This window comes from Streptomyces sp. NPDC055749 (genome assembly GCF_053617235.1).
Map to the genome: position 1 here is coordinate 1 of NZ_JBSHFH010000058.1, position 16322 is coordinate 16322.

The window sequence follows — 16322 nt, forward strand, 5'->3', positions numbered from 1 at the left end:
GCCACAGCCGTTCGGCTGTGGCGGCCCTCCCCTCGTTCCGTTCCTGACTACTCCCGTTTCAGGCCGAGGACTTCCACCGCCGCGAAGGTCTCCTTCGGCGGCCGGTCCTCGTAGTACGGGGTGATCAGCCCGTCCAGCTCGGCGAAGGTGAACGTCTCCTTCGCCGAGTCGAACTTGACCGCCACCCTGGGCCGTTCGACGATCGCGACCATGCCGCCGTGGACGACGAGCAGCTGCCCGTTGACCCCGGCCGCCGCCGGGGACGCCAAGTAGCCGACGAGCGGCGACACATGCTCGGGCGCCAGTGCGTCGAGGCTGCCGTCGGCGGGCTCCTGGAAGCCTGCGAAGACGTCCTCGGTCATCCGGGTGCGGGCACGAGGACAGATGGCGTTGGCCGTGACCCCGTACCTGGCCAAGGCCTGGGCGGTGGAGGTGGTGAGGCCGACGATGCCGCCCTTGGCCGCCGCGTAGTTCGGCTGGCCCGCCGAGCCCGCGAGGAACGCCTCGGACGAGGTGTTGACGATCCGCCCGTAGACGGGCCCCCCGGCCTCCTTGGAGCGGGCACGCCAGTGGGACGCGGCGAAGTGGGTGGTGTTGAAGTGACCCTTGAGGTGGACTCTGATGACGGAGTCCCATTCGTCCTCGGTCATCGAGAAGACCATCCGGTCGCGCAGGATGCCCGCGTTGTTGACGAGGATGTCGAGCTTTCCGTAGGTGGTCACGGCCAGTTCGACGAGCGCGCGGGCCTGCTCGTGGTCGGAGACGTCGCCGAGGTGCGCGACCGCCCGGCCGCCCGCGGCCCGGATCTCCGCGGCGACCTCGTCGGCGGGGGCGGCCGAGGCCTCGCCGGAGCCGTCGCGGCCCGGCTGCCCGTAGTCGTTGACGACGACGGCCGCGCCGAGCCGGGCCAGTTCCAGGGCCTCGGCGCGTCCTAGGCCGCGGCCCGCACCGGTGACGATCGCGGCCAGGCCCTCCAGCGGAAGGGGATGTGACATCGCAGTCCTCAGCGTCCTTCTCGGTAGGTCCGTGGGGATGTTTCAGAGCTCGATGCAGGTACGCAGCGACTCGCCGGTCCTCATCTGGTCCAGGGCGTCGTTGATGCCTTCGAGCCGTACCCGGTGGGTGATCATCGATTCGAGGTCGATGCGGCCCGCCCGCCACAGCGCGATGGCCCGCTCGTAGGACCGGAGCACATCCCCTCCCCCGTACATGGAGGGCAGGATCCGCTTCTCGTCGAAGAACAGCTCGAACATGTTGACCTGGAAGTTGTCGTCCATCGCGCCCGCGCCGACGACGCAGAGCGTGCCTCCGCGCCGGGTGTTGTCGTACGCCGTGCGGGCCGTCACCGACTTTCCGACGACCTCGAAGACGTAGTCGAAGCCCTCGCCGCCGGTGATCCGCTGTTTCGCGTCGGCGAGTTCGTCCGGTGACACCGCCTCGGTCGCACCGAACCGCAGCGCGGCCTCGCGTCGCGAGGCGACCGGGTCGACGGCGACGATCTGGGCGGCGCCCTGGACCCGCGCTCCCTGGATAGTGGAGATGCCGACGCCTCCGCAGCCGATCACGGCGACCGACGAACCGGCCTCGACCTGCGCGGTGTTGATGGCGGCCCCGAGCCCTGTGGTGACACCGCAGCCGATGAGCGCGGCGATGTCGTAGGGCACGTCGTCGGGAATCGGCACGGCGCAGCCCGCGCCGACGACGACCTCCTCGGTGAAGGTGCCGGTCCCCGCGAAGCCGAAGACGTCACCTCCGGGGCGCTTGAAGTTGGGGGTGCCCGCGTTCATGAAGCCGGCCAGGCAGAGGTGGGTCTGTCCGCGCTTGCACGAAGGACAGGTGCCGCAGGCGGGCAGCCAGCAGACCAGGACGCGGTCCCCCTGGGCGAGCCCGGTCACGCCGTCGCCGATGTCGATGATCTCGCCCGCGCCCTCGTGCCCGGGGATGAAGGGGGCGGGCTGCGGCAGCACCCCGCTCATCGCGGAGACGTCGGAGTGGCAGAGGCCGGTGGCCCGGATGCGGAGCTTGACCTTCCCCGGGCCGAAGCCCACCGCCTCGACGTCGTCGAGGACTTCCAGCTTGTCCTGGCCTATCTCGTGCAGTACGGCTGCGCGCATGGTGCGGCTCCCCTCATGGAGTTGTTCAGGAAAATTCGACTCGCGTGCTGTCGAGGACCGTGGCGCCGTCCCGTTCGACGGCGCTCACCGTCAACCCGACCGACCCGCCCTCGCCACTCCCCCAGATCTGGATGCGCAGGGTCTCTCCGGGGAACGCGACTCCGGCGAAGCGGGTGCTGTACGCGCGGATCCTGGAGACGTCTCCGCCGAGCACGGTGTCGGCGACGGCCTTGAGCGTCATGCCGTAGGTGCACAGCCCGTGCAGGATCGGCCGGTCGAAACCGGCCAGCGCGGCGAAGTCGGGGTCGGCGTGGAGCGGGTTCCAGTCCCCGGAGAGCCGGTACAGCAGTGCCTGGTCCTCGCGGACATGCCGCTCCACCGTGTAGTTGGGGGCCACGGCCGTATGGACGAACTTCGTGGAGGGGCCGCGTTCGCCGCCGAAGCCGCCTTCGCCGCGTACGAAGATCTGGGACTCGTTGGTCCACAGGGGGCCGTCGTCGTCGGCCGCGTCGGTACGCAGCACGATGACGGCCGCCTTGCCCTTGTCGTACACCGCGGCGACCTTCGAGGTCTGTACGGCGCATCCCTGTACCGGGATCGGCCGGTGCACCCGTACGGACTGGGCGCCGTGCAGGAGAGCGGCGAGCTCGATGTCGATGCCCGGCAGCGAGACGACACCGGTGACGCCCTTCCCCGAGCCCGCGACGGTGGCGAAGGTGGGCAGCACGTGGAGCCGGGACTCCAGGGTGTAGCGCAGCTCGCCGGGGTCGGTGGCGGGGGTGCCGGCGCCGAGGCCGAGGTGGTAGAGCTGGATGTCCTTGTGGTCCCAGCGGATCTCGGCGGTCCTCGGTTCGGCGGCGACCGCCTTCACGGCATCAATGGGCATGGGAATGCTGCTCCTTGATGGTTAATCATGCGGACGTCATGCGGGCGCCCTGCTGACGGAGAGACCCCGGCACGGCCGTCCGCACCGTCGGCCGCACCGAGGTCGTGCGCGGACCGGCCCGGTCTTCTTCTAGAACGTGTTCTAGGGCCGATGGCCTTATGTATAACGCAAGCCCCAGCACTTGTGAATACCGCTGACACCACGTCAGATACGAGTGCGGGGGGCCAGTACATTTGTCACCGCCGAGTCCGTACATCCGCATCTGCCGGGGGTGCCCGCCCGCTCCGTACCGTCGAAGGCATGACGCAGACACCGGACTTCGCACCCGCGGTGAGCTTCGACGGGGCGGTCAAGCACTACGGCGCCGTACGGGCCGTGGACGGCATCGACCTCGCCGTACGGCGAGGCGAGACCGTCGCCCTGCTCGGCCGGAACGGCGCGGGCAAGTCCTCCACCATCGGCCTCCTCCTCGGCCTGAACGAGCCCGACGCCGGACAGGTGCGGCTCTTCGGGGACACCCCCGCGCGGGCGGTGCGGGCCGGCCAGGTCGGGGCGATGCTCCAGGACGGCTCCGGGGTGCCCCGGGTCACCGTGCGCGAGCTGATCGCGTTCGTCGCGTCGACGTATCCGCGGCCGATGCCGGTCACCGAGGCGCTGGCGCTGGCCGGACTCACCGAGTTCGCCGGGCGACGCGTCGACAAGCTCTCCGGCGGCCAGACGCAGCGTGTGCGCTTCGCAGTGGCGCTGGCGGGCAACCCCGAACTGCTGGTCCTCGACGAGCCGACCGCCGCGCTCGACGTGGAGGCCCGGCGGGCGTTCTGGGCGTCGATGCGCTCGTACGCCGGACGGGGCAACACCGTGCTCTTCTCCACGCACTACCTGACGGAGGCCGACGAGAACGCCGACCGCATCGTCGTGCTCGACGAGGGCCGGATCGTCGCGGACGGCAGCGGTGAGCACATCAAGCAGTCGGTCGGCGGCAGCCTGGTCGCCTTCGACCTCGACGGGCGGGGTACGGAGGGGCTCGCCCGGCTGCCCGGCGTCACGTCCGTCGAGATCCGCGGGGACCGTGCGCGGCTCCGGAGCGACGACTCGGACGCCACGGTCACGGCCCTGGTCGCGCGCGGCGCGTTCCGCCGCCTGGAGGTGTCCCCCGCGAGCCTGGAGGACGCCTTCCTCTCCCTCACCGCACACGAAAGCGAGACGGTCTGATGCTGGAGTACATCAAGCTCGAAATGCGCCGCACCCTCCGCGACACGATGTTCGTGGTCTTCGGCATCGGCATGCCGGTGGTGATGTATCTGCTCTTCACCAACATCGGGACCGGCGGCGAGGACTCCGCGCCGTGGCGGGTCACCGCCATGGTCGGCATGGCGGCGTACGGTGCGCTCGGCGCCGCCATGAGCGCGGGCGTCGGGGTCTCCACTGACCGGTCGATCGGCTGGCTTCGCCAGTTGCGCGTCACCCCGCTCGCCCCCTCACGGGTGGTGACGGGCCGTGCAGTCAGCGGCTCGGTGACCGTACTGCCCGGGATCGTCGCGGTGCTCGCCGCGGGCGCGCTGATCAACGGCGTACGGCTGGAGGCCTGGCAGTGGGCGGCGCTCACCCTCGTGCTGTGGGCCGGGGCGCTCCCCTTCACCCTGCTCGGGCTCGGCAACGGTTACCGGCTGAGCCCCCAGACCATGGGCGTGGCGAACACGGTCGGCCTGATGGGACTCTCGGTCGTCGGCGGACTCTGGTTCCCCCTTGAGCTGTTCCCCGGGTGGCTGGCATCCGTCGCCGCGTACACCCCCGCCAACCGCTTCGCCGAGCTCGGCTGGGCGGTGACCGACGGATCGGCTCCGGGCCCGGCCACGATCGCCGTCCTGACCGGCTGGCTCCTGATCTTCGGCTCGTACGCTGTCGTCTCGTACCGCAGGGCCGGCCGGACCGCGTAAACAGGAGTGACGATGCGGGTGTTGAGCGAGCAGTACGCCGCGTGTCAGGCCGACTTCCGGGCGAAGAGGGCCAAGGCGTGCCGGAAGGCGGAGAAGCGGACCGGGAGGAGCCCCGAGCACATGGGGCCGCCCAACGGCCTCTCGCTGCTGCCGTGGCTGCTGATGGGGATGGGCTCCTTCTCCAACCTCGTCCAGGGAAAGACACCCAACCCCTGGGTGGGCATTGTCGGAATCGTCGCCTTCAACTCCCTCTACATCTATGTGGTGTTCCGGGCCTTCGACAAACGGGCACGGGAGGCTCCGAGCACCCGCTGGGCCCTGGTCGCGATGGGCGTGGTCACCTGCACCCTCGCCCTCGCGTACGGCGGCAGCTGGCTGCTCTTCTTCATGCTTCTCGGCCTCGCCACCGGCTCGGTCGTGCGGGGCAGGCACCTCGGCCCGGTCGTCCTGGGCCTGAGCGCGCTGGCCGGACTGATCGCGGGATTCCGGGACGGCTGGGGCGCCATCAACATCGCGTACGGCACGTTCATCTCCGCGATGGTGACGGCCGCGATCCTCGCGCTCTCGGAGACCGTCAAGGAACTCCGGGAAACCCGCGAGGAGTTGGCGCGCTCGGCGGTGGAGCAGGAGCGGCTGCGCTTCTCCCGCGATCTGCACGATCTGCTGGGCCACACCCTGTCGGTGATCGTCGTGAAGTCCGAGGCCGCCCGCCGGCTCGCACCGCGCGACATGGGCTCGGCGCTGGAGCAGATCTCCGACATCGAGTCGGTCGGCCGCCAGGCCCTCACCGAGATCCGCGAGGCCGTCACCGGCTACCGCGAAGGCAGCCTGGCCACCGAACTGGACCGGGCCCGCTCGGCACTCTCCGCCGCCGGGATAGACCCCGTCGTACGCCAGTCGGGGCCACCACTCCCGGCGCAGAGCGAGGCGCTGCTCGGCTGGGTGGTACGGGAATCGGTCACCAACGCGGTACGGCACAGCGCCGCTTCCCGCTGCGAGATCGAGGTGGAGGGCTCCGCCGAACGCGTCCGCCTGAAGATCACCGACGACGGGCCCGGCATGCCATCGGAGGGAAGCCCGCCGGGTCGCACCGGCACCGGCCTCACGGGCCTCACCGAACGCCTCGCGGCAGCGGGCGGTTCACTGGAAGCGGGTCCGGTGGAACGCGGCGGATTCCGGGTGACCGCCGAACTGCCGGTGCCGGAGCCGGTGGAGTCCGCGGAGAGTGTGGTGTGACCTGGCGACCCGGTGGGCCTCTGCGACGGTGCGGCCGACAGATCATCGGGCTCCGGACATAACCTGTTCCGGTGAACGAGATGCCGCAGGATCACCGTCCGGCACGCTGTGTACGAGTGCTCCTCGCCGAGGACCAGGGCATGATGCGTGGCGCCCTCGCCCTGCTCCTGGGGCTGGAAGAGGACATCGAGGTCGTCGCGCAGGTGGGGGCCGGGGACGAGGTCGTGGGGGCGGCTCTGCTGGCGCGGCCCGATGTGGCCCTGCTGGACATCGAGATGCCGGGGATGAGCGGGCTGGACGCCGCCGCGTTGTTGCGGGACGAGGTGCCCGACTGCCGGGTGCTGATCCTCACGACCTTTGGGCGTCCCGGATATCTGCGTCGTGCCATGGAGGCCGGTGCCGCCGGGTTTCTGGTCAAGGACGGGCCCGTCGAGGAGCTTGCCGAGGCGATCCGGAAGGTGCTGCGCGGCGAGACCGTGATCGATCCGGCGCTCGCCGCGGCGGCCCTCGGGGCGGGGCCCAGTCCGCTCACGGCGCGAGAGCGCGATGCGCTGAACGCGTCTGTGGACGGGGCGACGGTGGCGGACATCGCGGTGAAGCTGCGGCTGTCCGAGTCGACGGTCCGTAACTACCTGTCGTCCGCCATCGGCAAGACGAGCACCCGCAACCGCATGGAGGCGGTGCGGGCGGCGCGGCAGCAGGGCTGGTTGTAGAGACGCGTGACTCAGCGCTTCGTGGGGCGGTGGTTCGGCAGCCACAGCAGCATGAGCACCACGCCGACGAGCAGCACCGCGCAGGCGGACCGGAAGGCCAGGGCGTAGCCGGCGGTGATCTCGGCCGTCGCCGTGGAGCCGCCGGTGCGGGCGGCGGCGACCGTGGACAGTACGGCGAGGCCGAGCGCGCCGCCCATCGTGCGTGAGGTGTTGACCAGTCCCGATACGAGTCCTGCGTCCTCCGCCTCCGCGCCCGATGTGGCGAGGGTGGCCAGTGGGGTGGATGCGAGGCCCGCGCCGCCCATCATCAGCAGGCCGGGGAGGCAGATCGCGGTGAGGTACGAGCCGTCGACGCTCATCGTCGACTGCCAGCCGAAGCCCGCGGCGGTGATCAGAACCCCGACCACGGCCAGGCTCTTCGCACCCATGCGCACCATGAGACGGGGGGCGAGTTTGGAGCCGATGATGACGGCGGCGGACGTGGGCATCAGAGCGAGTCCGGCCTGGAGCGGGCTGTATCCGAGCACGTTCTGCGCGTAGATCGTCACGAAGTACCACATGCAGAGCGTCGCGGACCCCATCATGAACATGGCCACGTTCGCCGACGACACCGCTCGTACGCCGAACACCCGCAGAGGCATGAGCGGGACAGCCGTCCGGGCCTCGACCAGCACGAACACGGCGAGCAGCGCGAGCCCGGACAGCAGGGGTACGAGAGTGGCGGCGGCGGTCCAGCCCTCCGCCTCGGTCTGCGCGATGCCGTACGCGACCATGGCGAGCCCGGCCGTGACGAGGACGGCGCCGGGCAGGTCGACGCGCCGCCGGACTCCAGCCCGGCCCTCGGCGAGCTTGAGCGTGGCGCCGATGAGGACGAGGGCGCCGATGGGCACGTTGATCAGCAGCACCCAGCGCCAGGAGAGTGCTTCGGTGAGCGCCCCGCCGATCAGCCCGCCGGCCGCGCCGCCGCCTGCGCCGACCGCCATCCAGGTGCCGATGGCCCTGGTCCTGGCGGGGCCGTCGGGGACGGCGGCGGTGAGGATGGTGAGGGTGGCCGGGGACAGGACGGCGGCGCCGAGGCCCTGTGCCGCGCGGGCGGCGAGCAACTGCCAGCCCTCCTGGGCGAGTCCGCCCGCCAGCGATGCGGCGGTGAACACGCCGAGCCCTATGAGGAACATCCGCTTGCGGCCGTAGATGTCGCCCGCCCGTCCGCCGAGGAGCAGGAATCCGGCGAACGCGATCGCGTAGGCGTTGATGACCCATTGGAGCGCGGCGGCGCTCAGCGCCAGGTCGGTGCGCATGGACGGCAGGGCGACGTTGACGACCGACATGTCGAGGACGACGAGGAACTGGCCGGTGCAGGCTGCGAGCACCACGGCCCACGTGCTGGTCGTTCGCCGGGCGGGTATGCGCGTGGGTGTCGAGACGTCAGCCATGGCTGTCATGGTCCCAGGCGGCCGGTGGTCCGTACATCGGTTTGAGGCCGGAGTGTGCGTAGGGCTAGGGCCTGTCCGGCGGATCAGGGCCGGATAGGGCGCGGCGTCTGGTGCGGTGCATCGCAAGGCGCCGGAGCGTCCTCAGGTGGGGTCTCCCCTGCTCGAACGAAGTTGAGAGCTTGGGGAAGGAGCTATGCGGGCGTTTCGGCAACGCGGCGAGGTGCCGTGCCAGACGCCGTGACCCCGGCCATGATCCGCCGGACAGGCCCTAGCGACGTAGGACCGTCACGACCGCCGCGCCGCCCAGTCCGATGTTGTGGGCGAGCCCGGTGCGCGCGCCGGGTACCTGGCGGGCGCCCGCCTCGCCCCGGAGCTGCCAGGTCAGTTCGGCGGCCTGGGCGATGCCCGTGGCGCCCAGGGGGTGACCCTTGGAGATCAGGCCGCCGGAGGGGTTGACGACCCAGCGGCCTCCGTAGGTCGTGGCCCCGGATTCGACGAGCTTGCCGGACTCGCCCTCCCCGCACAGGCCCAGCGCCTCGTAGGTGAGGAGTTCGTTGATGGAGAAGCAGTCGTGCAGTTCGATGACGTCGAGGTCCTCGGCCGAGAGCCCGGAGGCCGCGTAGACCTGCTGGGCCGCGGCCCGTGACATGGGCGCTCCGACGGCGTCGATGCAGGTGCCGGAGGCGAACGAGTCGCCGGTGTCGGTGGTCATGGCCTGGGCGACGATCTCCACGGCCTTGTGCCGGAGTCCGTGCCGCTCGACGAAGCGTTCCGATACGACGACGGCGGCGGCCGAGCCGTCCGATGTGGGTGAGCACTGGAGTTTGGTCAGGGGGTGGTGGACGGTCCTGGCGGCGAGGATCTCGGCGACGGTGTACGGGGTCTGGAACTGGGCGTAGGGGTTGTTCGCCGAGTGACGGTGGTTCTTGGCTCCGACCGCCGCGAGCTGGGCCTCCGTCGTCCCGTAACGCTCCATGTGTTCGCGTGCCGCGTTGCCGAAGATCTGGGCGGTGGGCGGGGACATCTCGAAGCCGTGGGCGGCGGCCATGATTCCGTAGTGCCGGGCGACGGGTGACGTCTTGCCCCCGACATTAGCGGCTCCGCCGCGGGCCGCCGCGCCCCCGTCGGCTCCTCCGCCGCCGAGCGAGCCGCGCGTCATCTTCTCGAAGCCGAGGGCGAGTACGCAGTCGCTGCTGCCGCCCTCGACGAACTGGCGGGCCATCATGAGCGCGGTGGAGCCGGTGGCGCAGTTGTTGTTGACGTTGTAGACGGGCACCCCGGTCAGGCCGAGTTCGTAGACGGCGCGCTGTCCCGCCGTGGAGGGCTGGAAGCAGTAGCCGACGGGGACCTGCTCGACCTGTTCGTAGCTGATGCCCGCGTCGTCCAGGGCCTTGGTGCCGGCCTCCTTGGCCATGTCCCAGTACTGCCAGTCGCGGGTCTCGGGCTTCTCGAACTTCGTCATTCCGACGCCGACGATGTACGCCTTCATGGTTGCGTTCCTTCAGTCACGGGGGAGGCCGAGGATGCGCTCGGCGACGACATTGAGCTGGACCTGTGTGGTGCCGCCCGCGATGGTCAGGCAGCGCGACATCAGGAAGCCGTGCACGGCCCGTTCGGCGGCGCCCTCGGTGGTCGCGCCCTCGGGTCCCAGGAGTTCCAGGGTGAGTTCGGCGACCTTCTGCTGGTGGGCGGTCTGCACGAGCTTGCGTACGGAGGCTCCGGCGCCCGGTTCCAGGCCCGAGACCTGCTGGAGCGTGGTCCGCAGCCCGATGCAGGCCAGGGCGTGGGCCTCGGCGGCGAGTGCGCCGACGCGGGTCCTGGCCGCTCCGTCGAGGTCGGCGCAGCGGTCGATCAGCGCTTCGAGTCCGGTGTCGAACGTCATCTGGTCGGCCATGTGGACGCGTTCGTTGCCCAGGGTGTTGCGGGCGACCCGCCAGCCGTCGTCGACCTCGCCGACGACCGCGTCGGCGGGCAGCAGGACGTCGTCGAAGTACACCTCGTTGAAGAGCGAGTCGCCGGTGATCTCCTTGAGCGGCCGGATGTCGATTCCCCGGGCGCTCTTCATGTCGACCAGGAAGTAGGTCAGGCCCCGGTGCTTGGGGGCGTCCGGGTCGGTTCTGGCGAGCAGGATGCCGTAGTCGGCCCACTGGGCGGCGCTCGTCCAGACCTTCTGGCCGGTGACGCGCCAGCCGTCTTCGGTGCGTACGGCCTTCGTACGGAGTGAGGCGAGGTCGGAGCCGGCGCCCGGCTCGGAGAAGAGCTGGCACCAGAGGAGTTCGCCCCGCAGGGTGGGCATCAGAAAGCGCTTCTGCTGCTCGTCGGTCCCGTACGCGAGAAGGGAGGGCACCACCCAGGTGCCGATCCCGAGGTCGCTCACCTTGATGCCCTGCGCCTTCAGCTCCTGCTGTACGGCGAGCTGCTGGACCGGGCCCGCTCCGAGGCCGTACGGGGCGGGCAGGTGCGGGGCGGCGTAGCCGGCCGGGGCCAGGGCGCGCCGGGCTGCGCGGGGGTCGAGGCCGCGGGCCGCGGCGACGGCCTGCCGGGCGTCGGCGCGGTGGCCGGCCGCCTCGGCGGGGAGTTCGAGGGTGAGTTCGCGGCGGGCGCCGCTCCCGGCGAGGCGGACAGCGCGCAGCCGGTGGGCGTCACCGGCGCCGAGCAGTTGGCGTGCCACCACGGCCCGGCGCAGCTGGAGGTGGGCGTCGTGTTCCCAGGTGAAACCGATGCCGCCGAGGATCTGGATGCAGTCCTTCGCGCAGGTGTACGCGGCGTCGAGCGCGGTGGCGGCGGCGAGGGCCGCCGTCATCCCCCGTACTTCGGAAGTCACGTCGGAAGTCACGTCGGGAGTCTCGTCGGCGGCCCTCGCGGCGTCCCAGGTGAGGGCGCGGGCCTGTTCGAGCCGGACGAGCATGTCGGCGCAGAGGTGCTTGACGGCCTGGAACCGCCCGATGGGGCGGCCGAACTGTTCGCGGACCTTCGCATACTCGGATGCGGTGTGCAGGGACCGTGCGGCGGTTCCGCAGGCGTCGGCGGCCAGCAGGACGGCGGCGAGGTCGCGGACGGCCGAGGTGTCGGTGGCGACGGTCCGGTGGGCGGGGACGCGGACGCCTCTGGCGTGCACCTCGGCGGTGGGGCGTGTCGGGTCGACGCTGCCGTGCGGGCGTACGGTCAGCCCTTCCGTATCGGCGTCGACGGCGAACCACAGGGTGCCGGTGGCCGAGGTCGCGGCGAGCAGCAGCAGGTCGGCGTCGGCGCCGCCGAGTACGGGCGGGGCTGCGCCGTCGAGGATGTGACCGCCCTCGCTCTCCACGGCGGTGAGGGTGCCCGCGCCGAGTGCCGCCGCTCCGATACGGTCGCCGGTCGCGAGGGCCTTGACGAGGCCCGCGGCGCCCCCCTGGCCCGAGGCGTCCGCCCGGTGCAGGACCGCCGAGGCCAGGACGGATGCCGCGTACGGGCCGGGGAGCGAGGCGTGGGCCGCCTCTTCGAGGACCACGGCCAGGTCGAGGAGACCGCCGCCCCCTCCCCCGTAGTCCTCGGGCAGATGGATGCCGAGAAGGCCCTGTCCGGCGAGCGCGTCCCAGTGGGCGGGCCGGGTGCGGCACGCGGGTGGAGGGTCCGCGTCCGATCGAGGGTCCGCGTCCAGGAGTGCGCGTATCTCCTGCGGCGGGACGGCGCGGGCCAGCCCGCCGCGTACGGCCCGCGCCAAGGCGCGATGCTCTTCGGTGATGCCGATACCCATGCGGTTCCTCGCCGGTCGCAGCCACTGGAACGGCGCAAGAGTAGAACACGTTCCATTCTGACGGAAGGTCAGAAGAGCGGTCGTTTCGGGCCGACGGCAGCTTCTAGGATCTGCGGCATGGCAACGCGACTTGTGCAGATCAACATGAAGGCCCAGGACGACTCCCTGCTCGGCCGGTTCTGGGCGGAGGCACTCGGCTGGGGTGTCGACAGCGAGGGCCCCGGCGTGACCAACCTCGAACCCGTGGGGTTCGCCTACCCCGACCCCGTGGCCGTCTGCATCGACATCATCGCCCGCCCGGAACCCAAAACGGTCAAGAACCGGGTTCACATTGATCTGGCCACCACCTCGACCGCCCATCAGGCGGAGCTGGTCGCACGCCTGAAGGATCTCGGCGCGACGCTCGCCGACGTGGGTCAGGGCGAAGTCCCCTGGACGGTCATGGCCGACCCGGAGGGCAACGAGTTCTGCGTCCTGGAGCCCCGCCCGGTCTACCGGGACACCGGGCCGATCGCCGCGGTGGTGGTCGACTGCGCCGACCCGCGAGAGATGGCCCGGTTCTGGGGCGAGGCGATGGACTGGACGCTGCACGAGGTCACCGACGACCACGCGACCATGCGCTCCGCCGAAGGCGTCGGCCCCTACCTGGAATTCCTCCGCACCCCCGACACCAAGAGCGTGTGGAACCGCGTCCACCTCGACGTCTGCCCCTACCCCGGTGACGACCTGGCCGCAGAGGCCGCCCGACTGCGCGCCCTGGGCGCCACCGACCCCGGTATCGACCAGTCCGCCATCTCCTGGACGATTCTGGCCGACCCGGAGGGCAACGAGTTCTGCCTCCTGACCCCTCGCTGACCCTGAGCAACGGCTCCGGCCGGCTTCGGGTCAGCGGCGCAGACCGCGTGACGTCAGCGCCTTGAGTCGGACAGGGCACGTTCACCGGAATACCACGGGGGTACGGAAGCGTTCCGTATGCACACACTTCGGGGGGAGCCCGGGTGGTGAGCGCTGCCCGGAGGCCGCACGTATGCCAAGGACGACGAACGAACAGCTCGCCGGGGAACTCCCCGATCCGCGGAAGGGGCGGGCAGGCCGCGGCGTCGTCCCCGTCCTCGCCTTCGCGGGTATCACCGTCGCGGTGATGCAGACCCTGCTCGTCCCCGTCATCAAGGACCTGCCCGTACTCCTCGGCACCACCCCGTCGAACGCCACCTGGGTGATGACGGCGACCCTGCTGGCGGGGGCCGTGTCCACGCCCATCATGGGCCGGCTCGGCGACCTCTACGGCAAGCGGCGGATGCTGCTCGCCAGCCTCGCCGTCATGGTCGTCGGCTCGCTGGTCTGCGCCTTCACCGACGACCTCGTCGTGATGATCGTCGGTCGCGCCCTTCAGGGCTTCGCCATGGGCGCCATTCCGCTCGGCATCGGCATCATGCGCGACGAGCTGCCTCGCGAGCGGCTCGGGTCCGCGATGGCCCTGATGAGCTCGTCGATCGGGGTGGGCGGCGGACTGGCCCTGCCCGCCGCCGCACTGGTCGCGCAGCACACCGACTGGCACGCCCTCTTCCTCGGATCGGCCGGGCTCGGCGTGGTCGCCATGGTGCTCACGGTCCTCGTCGTCCCCGAGCCTCCGCTGCGCGCCCCCGGGAGCTTCGACACCATCGGCGCACTCGGGCTCTCGCTCGGTCTCGTCTGTCTGCTCCTGCCCATCACGAAGGGCAGCGACTGGGGCTGGACCTCCGGCACGACCCTCGGGCTGATCGGCGCGGCCCTGCTGATCCTCCTGCTGTGGGGCCTGTTCGAGCTGCGTACCTCCGCGCCGCTGGTCGATCTGCGCACCACGGTCCGCCGCGAGGTGCTGCTCACCAACCTCGCCTCGATCATGGTGGGCGTCGCCTTCTACGCGGTCTCGCTGGTCCTGCCGCAACTGCTCCAACTGCCGGCCTCGACCGGGTACGGGCTGGGTCAGTCGATGGTGACGGCGGGGCTGTGCGTGGCGCCGCTGGGTCTGACGATGATGTTCGTCGCCCCGGTGTACGCCCGCATCTCGGCCCGTCGCGGGCCGAAGGCGACGCTGATGCTCGGCATGCTGATCATCGCGATCGGGTACGGGGCCGGGCTCGGCCTGATGAGTGCGGCCTGGCAGACCGTGGTCATCGCGGTGGTGCTCGGGGCCGGGATCGGTCTCGCGTACTCCTCGCTGCCCGCCCTGATCATCGGGGCCGTCGATCCGTCCGAGACGGGCGCGGCCAACGGACTCAACACGCTGATGCGGTCGATCGGCACCTCGGTGTCGAGTGCGGTGATCGGCATGGTGCTGGCGAACACCTCGGTGGCCATGGGTCCTGTCCAGGTGCCCAGCATGGAGGGGTTCCGGATCTCGTTCGTCATCGCCACGGGTGCGGTGCTGATCGGTCTGGTGCTGGCCGCGTGCCTGCCCTCGCAGCGGCCGGTGCGGCCGGTGCTGCTGGCGAGCAGCGCGGACGACGCGCTCGCAGCAGCCTCCTCTTCGGAACCGGCCTCCGCCGGATCAGGCCCCAGGACGCTCAGCGCACCGGGGCGTCGAACCTCGGGGCCGTCGTGAGCAGCCGGGAGACGTCCGATCCCGCGGGGAGTTCCTGCGGCTGCGCGCCGCGGGTGAACAGCCGGGCGGGACTGGCCCCCTGAACCCTGGCCTGGCGGCCGTTGACGCGGAGCCAGGAGCCCTCGCGCAGCCCCAGCACGGGTACGTCGTTCTCCTCCAGGAACTCGGTGAGCCGCTCCTCGCGGGTCTCGCCCTTGTGGGTGCTGGCCGGGTCCGGGTCGAGGTAGTGCGGGTTGATCTGGAACGGGACCAGACCCAGCGTCGCGAAGGACGGCGGCTGCACGATCGGCATGTCGTTGGAGGTGCGCAGCGTGGGGGCCGCCATGTTCGTACCGGCGCTGGCGCCCATGTAGGGCAGACCGCCGCGCACCGCCTCGCGTACGGCGTCCAGGAGACCGGTGCGGTAGAGGGCGCTGAGCAGCCGGAATGAGTTGCCGCCGCCGATGAACACGGCGTCGGACGCGGCGAGTTCCGCGGCCGGGTCGGCGTTCTCGTGGACGCCGCGGACGGTGATCCCGGAGGGTTCGAGCGCTTCGCGGACGCGTGCGGTGTACGTGGTGTAGTCGGCGAGCGCGTAGGGGACGAAGGCCAGTCGGGCGTTGGCGGGCAGGAAGCCGCTGACGGTGTCCATGGCGTGTTCCAGATAACCGCGGCCGTACTGGGTGGAGTTGGAGAGCAGAAGCAGATTCACGGGGTTCCTCGGAAGAGTGCGTGTGCGAGTCAGGTGGTACGGGGGCGGCCGGCCCGGGACTTGGGCCGTTGCGGCGGGTGGGTCAGTCGCTGTTCCAGCAGGTGGGCGGCGTGCCGCAGGGCTTCGAGCCGGTCATCGGGTGCCTCCCGGAACCGGTCCTTGCCACCGCCGAGGCTCAGACTCCCGTACGGCTCACGCCCCAGGAACACCGGGACGGCGACGGTCGCGATCCCCGCGTCGTACTCACCGACCGTCCAGGCGTACCCCTGGGCGCGGATCTGGAGGAACTCCTGCTCCAGTACGTCCGGATCGGTGACCGTCCGTTCGGTGAAGCGGGCCATGGGGCGGCCCCGGAACAGCCGGTGGCGCTGCTCGTCGGGCAGGTAGGCGTAGTACGACTTGCTGGTGGCCCCGGCGTGCGCCGGGTAGAGCTCGCCGACCAGCGGGTAGTAGCGCAGCGGCCCGGTCTCGCCCTCCTCTGCGGCGACGCACCGCATGTGCATGCTGTCCGGCAGACAGAACAGCACGGTGTCGCCGGTGACCCGGCGCAGTTCGTCCAGGACAGGTCCGGCCAGCAGCTCCAGTGATCCGGAGCGCTCCCAGAGCCTGCCGAGCCGCAGCACGGCGGGGCCGATGCGGTAGCGGCGGGTGACCGGGTCGGAGACCAGGAAGCCGCGGCCCGCGAGGGTGGCCAGCAGGCGCTGGGCGACGGAGGTGTCCCAGCCGAACTCGTCGGCGACCTCAGTGACGCCCCAGTCGGGCCGGGTCCGCTCGAACGCGAGCAGCACGAGGAGCGCCCGGTCGACGGTTTGCAGGGCACCGGCGGGGGTGCGCCGGTCCAGTTCGTAGTCCGTCATCGTCATCTCACCATTCAGACCTGAATTGCAAATAACGGGAAACAGTTGCGCTCAACGCTATCCGATCCCGAATCTGCTCTCAGCACCCCGTCCCACGCTCTCCCCCGCCGGACGCCGGACAACGCGCCTGGATGA

At 70.9% G+C, this 16322-nt stretch carries 14 protein-coding genes; 6 read left to right on the forward strand and 8 right to left on the reverse strand.

Features of this window, described 5'->3' with window-relative positions:
• Positions 1–47: 47 nt before the first annotated feature.
• From ACWGO0_RS31180 to ACWGO0_RS31190, 3 genes are read right to left on the reverse strand one after another with little or no spacing between them, the layout of a single operon-like run.
• A complete protein-coding gene (locus ACWGO0_RS31180; protein ID WP_453542564.1) occupies positions 48–995 on the reverse strand; it encodes a 3-oxoacyl-ACP reductase in 948 nt (315 codons plus the stop codon).
• A 42-nt stretch (positions 996–1037) separates the two neighbouring features.
• Positions 1038–2114, reverse strand: a complete 1077-nt coding sequence (locus ACWGO0_RS31185) for a Zn-dependent alcohol dehydrogenase (RefSeq protein ID WP_453542567.1) — start codon at positions 2112–2114, stop codon at positions 1038–1040.
• A gap of 25 nt (positions 2115–2139) precedes the next feature.
• Complete coding sequence (locus tag ACWGO0_RS31190; RefSeq protein WP_453542570.1) at positions 2140–3000, reverse strand: MaoC/PaaZ C-terminal domain-containing protein; 861 nt, start codon at positions 2998–3000, stop codon at positions 2140–2142.
• 300 nt (positions 3001–3300) lie between these two features.
• Here ACWGO0_RS31190 and ACWGO0_RS31195 point away from each other — a divergent pair, with 300 nt between their 5' ends.
• From ACWGO0_RS31195 to ACWGO0_RS31210, 4 genes are all read left to right on the forward strand, one after another.
• Positions 3301–4212, forward strand: a complete 912-nt coding sequence (locus ACWGO0_RS31195; RefSeq protein WP_453542573.1) for an ABC transporter ATP-binding protein — start codon at positions 3301–3303, stop codon at positions 4210–4212.
• Entirely contained in the window at positions 4212–4937 is a 726-nt protein-coding gene (locus ACWGO0_RS31200) for an ABC transporter permease (protein ID WP_453542576.1), read from the forward strand. Before ACWGO0_RS31195 ends, ACWGO0_RS31200 begins: the two co-directional genes overlap by 1 nt.
• 12 nt (positions 4938–4949) lie before the next feature.
• On the forward strand, positions 4950–6173 hold the full coding sequence (locus tag ACWGO0_RS31205; RefSeq protein WP_453542578.1) for a sensor histidine kinase: 1224 nt from the start codon (positions 4950–4952) through the stop codon (positions 6171–6173).
• Positions 6174–6253: 80 nt separating this feature from the next.
• The gene (locus ACWGO0_RS31210; protein ID WP_453542688.1) at positions 6254–6886 is read left to right on the forward strand and encodes a response regulator; all 633 of its coding nucleotides are present in this window, start codon (positions 6254–6256) and stop codon (positions 6884–6886) included.
• Between the two features lie 11 nt (positions 6887–6897).
• Here ACWGO0_RS31210 and ACWGO0_RS31215 read toward each other — a convergent pair whose 3' ends face one another.
• From ACWGO0_RS31215 to ACWGO0_RS31225, 3 genes are all read right to left on the reverse strand, one after another.
• The gene (locus ACWGO0_RS31215; protein WP_453542581.1) at positions 6898–8328 is read right to left on the reverse strand and encodes an MFS transporter; all 1431 of its coding nucleotides are present in this window, start codon (positions 8326–8328) and stop codon (positions 6898–6900) included.
• A gap of 259 nt (positions 8329–8587) precedes the next feature.
• Positions 8588–9808: a lipid-transfer protein gene (locus tag ACWGO0_RS31220; protein WP_453542584.1), complete on the reverse strand. Its 1221-nt coding sequence runs from the start codon at positions 9806–9808 to the stop codon at positions 8588–8590.
• A 12-nt stretch (positions 9809–9820) separates the two neighbouring features.
• Entirely contained in the window at positions 9821–12055 is a 2235-nt protein-coding gene (locus ACWGO0_RS31225) for an acyl-CoA dehydrogenase (RefSeq protein WP_453542587.1), read from the reverse strand.
• 117 nt (positions 12056–12172) lie between these two features.
• On the opposite strand from ACWGO0_RS31225, the gene ACWGO0_RS31230 reads away from it, so the two are divergent.
• Positions 12173–12910, forward strand: coding sequence for a VOC family protein (locus ACWGO0_RS31230; RefSeq protein WP_453542589.1), 738 nt, complete (start codon positions 12173–12175; stop codon positions 12908–12910).
• Between the two features lie 172 nt (positions 12911–13082).
• On the forward strand, positions 13083–14639 hold the full coding sequence (locus tag ACWGO0_RS31235) for an MFS transporter (protein ID WP_453542592.1): 1557 nt from the start codon (positions 13083–13085) through the stop codon (positions 14637–14639).
• Here the strand turns inward: ACWGO0_RS31235 and pepE are convergent.
• The gene (gene pepE, locus ACWGO0_RS31240; RefSeq protein WP_453542595.1) at positions 14602–15330 is read right to left on the reverse strand and encodes a dipeptidase PepE; all 729 of its coding nucleotides are present in this window, start codon (positions 15328–15330) and stop codon (positions 14602–14604) included. The two genes, ACWGO0_RS31235 and pepE, sit on opposite strands and share 38 nt — an antisense overlap.
• Before the next feature lie 29 nt (positions 15331–15359).
• Complete coding sequence (locus ACWGO0_RS31245; RefSeq protein WP_453542598.1) at positions 15360–16187, reverse strand: IclR family transcriptional regulator; 828 nt, start codon at positions 16185–16187, stop codon at positions 15360–15362.
• Positions 16188–16322: the final 135 nt, after the last annotated feature.